The organism is Sulfuricurvum sp. (assembly GCF_028688295.1).
Taxonomy (GTDB): domain Bacteria; phylum Campylobacterota; class Campylobacteria; order Campylobacterales; family Sulfurimonadaceae; genus Sulfuricurvum.
Window position 1 is genome coordinate 1 of the sequence record NZ_JAQTYM010000125.1, and the last position, 3,211, is coordinate 3,211.

Annotated in this window: 4 protein-coding genes; all 4 read right to left on the reverse strand. The window is 42.0% G+C overall.

Annotation, left to right across the window (positions count from 1 at the left end):
* A partial coding sequence (locus tag PHR02_RS13405; protein WP_299992790.1) for a cbb3-type cytochrome c oxidase N-terminal domain-containing protein occupies nucleotides 1-859 on the reverse strand: 859 nt, incomplete at its 3' end.
* Nucleotides 852-1,073: a cytochrome c oxidase, cbb3-type, CcoQ subunit gene (locus PHR02_RS13410; RefSeq protein ID WP_299992792.1), complete on the reverse strand. Its 222-nt coding sequence runs from the start codon at nucleotides 1,071-1,073 to the stop codon at nucleotides 852-854. The genes PHR02_RS13410 and PHR02_RS13405, both read right to left, overlap by 8 nt.
* Nucleotides 1,074-1,083: 10 nt before the next feature.
* Nucleotides 1,084-1,776: a cytochrome-c oxidase, cbb3-type subunit II gene (ccoO, locus tag PHR02_RS13415; RefSeq protein WP_299992794.1), complete on the reverse strand. Its 693-nt coding sequence runs from the start codon at nucleotides 1,774-1,776 to the stop codon at nucleotides 1,084-1,086.
* A gap of 14 nt (nucleotides 1,777-1,790) precedes the next feature.
* Nucleotides 1,791-3,211 (reverse strand): cytochrome-c oxidase, cbb3-type subunit I (ccoN, locus tag PHR02_RS13420; RefSeq protein WP_299992796.1); only part of this gene is annotated, 1,421 nt, incomplete at its 5' end.

A 3,211-nucleotide genomic window follows, 5' to 3' on the forward strand; every position in this document is an offset into this window, starting at 1 on the left:
GCATTGCACCAATAGAACCTTTTTTACCATGTTTAAGAACATTTGCAAGCAAAGTCGGATTGAAATCAGCAATGCTTGGTCCAACCATGTCGATACCTTTACCATCAACTCCATGACATGCAGCACATGTACCGGCAAATACATCAGCACCAACAGTGCCTTTCATTCCACCAGCAACATATTTAGCTACTGCATCGATCTCTGCATCGGTAATCAATGCACCTGTATTAGCATTCAACAAACCATTACGATCTGGCATAGGCATTTCCATACCAAGAAGTTGGTTGTTAGAACCGTTATTGATAACATGTTTAACCGTTGCTTCTTCCAAACGTACGTTTAGATTAGCGGCTTTACCTTCGATACCATCTGCTTGTAAACCATGACATGGTGCACATTGAACGATAAAGATTGATCCACCCATCTCTTTGAGTGTCTCTTCATCCATACTTGCATGTTCCGCTTCAAATTTCGCGTCATGTGCTGCCACTTCTTCATTATACTCACCGATTTGTGAATACGAATTAACTGGATATCCTGCAAGGAAATACCAGATCGCCCAAATCGTGAGACCCAAAAAGATAATCGCCCATCCAAAAGGAAGTTCGTTTTTATACTCTCCGATTCCATCCCAATTTTCATCTGCTAATTTACCGCTTGCACGGTCATTTTGCATTTGTCGAACATATTTGGTAACTACAAATGATGTTACGATAACGAGTACAACTGCACCCAATACGGCGAGTTTATTAACCCAGTCACCTTCTCCACCCATACCGCCGGCCATTCCGACAGCAACGTAAGTGAAGCCAAGCATTGCAATTACAACTATGATAGCAGCAAGTACTGTCTTATTCATTTATGCCTCCTACTTTTTTATCATCATTTTTCGAGATTGTTTCGATCGGTTGATCGGTAATCTCGTCATGGAGCGCGATATTTCCGTACTTTTCATAATCGCGCTTCCCTTTCCATTGCGAACTGTAGAGGTGATAAATGTACGAGTACAGTACCACCACCAAAAACGCAACAAAGAAAAAGTAAGCATACGCTTGAAGGGTACCAATATCCACGCTTAATCCTTTATTTCATGCTATTCATATATGCAATCAAGGCAACGATTTCAGGAATTTGACCCGCTGCAACCGCATCTTTAACGTCTTGATCTTTCATATCTGCTGCAACTGCTTTAGCTTCTTCGAGAGCTGCTGCTTTCGCTTCATCCAATGTTGCCGCCAATGATACAGTCGCTTTTGTGCCATCTGTCATTGGAATTTCAGTGTTATAAGGCGTATTGAATACTTTATTAACTGTCACTTGTTCAGCATATGCCGTATCGATATCAGCTGTATTTTTGAACATCCAACGATATGCCGGCATGATAGAACCCGGAACAACCGCTGCAGGATCTTTCATATGATTTTCGTGCCAGTCTGTTGTACGGTAGTTACCTACACGCATCAAATCCGGACCGGTACGTTTTGAGCCCCAAAGGAATGGACGGTCATATGCATATTCACCGCTCAAGCTGTAGTGACCGTAACGGTCAGTTTCAGATTTAAACGGACGAATGAGTTGAGAGTGACATCCCATACAGTTGTTTTTAATATAAACATGACGACCAGCAAGTTCCAACGTACTGTAAGGTTTAGTCCCTACAGTCGGCTGAGATGCTTGCGCAAAGTTTGGCAAAATCTCGATGAGACCCGCAAACGCGATTGTTAAGAATACTGCTACCGCGAAAAAGAACGGGTGTTTTTCTAACCAGTGAAACATTTTTCCCCTCCTTATTAAGCGCCCATAGGCGATGCGTTTTGAAGTTCACTCTCTTCAACACGGCGAGAGCTTGTCATTGTTTTGTACATATTGTACGCGAACAAGAACATACCTACGAGGTACAATGTACCACCAACAGCACGGATAGTGTAGTATGGGTGCAATACAGTAACTGTATCGATGAATGAGTAAGCTAAGTTACCGAATTCATCATGCGCACGCCACATCATACCTTGAGTAATACCTGCAATCCACATAGATGTGAAATACAATACAACACCGAGAGTTTGGATCCAGAATTGTGTATTCATCAACGATTTAGAATAAATCTCACGTTTGAATACACGTGGAGCCATGTGGAACAATGCAGCCATAATCATGAATGCAACCCAACCAAGAACACCATCATGTACGTGACCAACGATCCAGTCTGTAAAGTGAGCCAAAGCATTAACTGATTTGATCGCTTGAATAGGACCTTCAAGAGTAGAGAACATATAGAATGTAGAAGCCAAGATCATAAATTTGATCAATGGACTGCTAGCAACTTGTTGCCATTCACCCTTCATTGTAAGAAGCATATTGATCGCAGAACCCCATGATGGGAGAATCAATACAACCGAGAATACAGAACCCATGGTTTGCATCCAATCCGGTACGGTAGAATAGATCAAGTGGTGTCCGCCTGCCCAAAGGTAAACAAACATCAATCCCCAGAATGCAAGAAGAGACAATTTATATGAATAAACCGCTTGACCTGATTCTTTTGGAAGGAAGTAATAGATCATCGCAACGATAGGTACAGTAAATCCGAACGCAACCGCATTATGCCCATACCACCATTGTACCAATGCGTCATTTGTACCTGAGTACATTGAAACAGAGTGATACCATGCACCGATTCCGCCAGAAGCAAAATACGTTGGGATTTCCATGTTGTTGAAAAGATACAACATAGCGATACCAAGGAATGTAGCGATGTAGTACCAAATAGAGATATACAATGATTTTTCACGGCGAATACCGATCAAACCGAAAATCGACATACCCCAAATAACCCATACCACGACAACTGCGATATCGATAGGCCATTCAAAATCTGCATATTCTTTACCGGTAGAGATACCAAGTAATAGTGTACCAACTACAGCAACTACCACTAACAGGTAGATAAAAAAGTGCAATTTAGCAAGGAACATCAAGAATTTTGATTCCGCCATAGAGACTTTCAAAACACGTTGACCTACATAATACCAAGTAGCCCAGATACCGCTAAAGGTAAAACCAAAGATAACTGAGTCAGTATGTAACGGACGAAGACGACTAAAGTTGGTGTACTCTGCCAATCCTTCTCCCGCCATCAAATTCACAGCTGGAAACGCCATTTGCCACGCCAAAATAACGCCGACAAGCATCCCGACAATACCGAGAACAA

Excerpts from the sequence above, each read along its gene's own strand:
- ccoO (WP_299992794.1), bottom strand. The coding sequence starts at position 1,776 with ATGTTTCACTGGTTAGAAAAACACCCGTTCTTTTTCGCGGTAGCAGTA.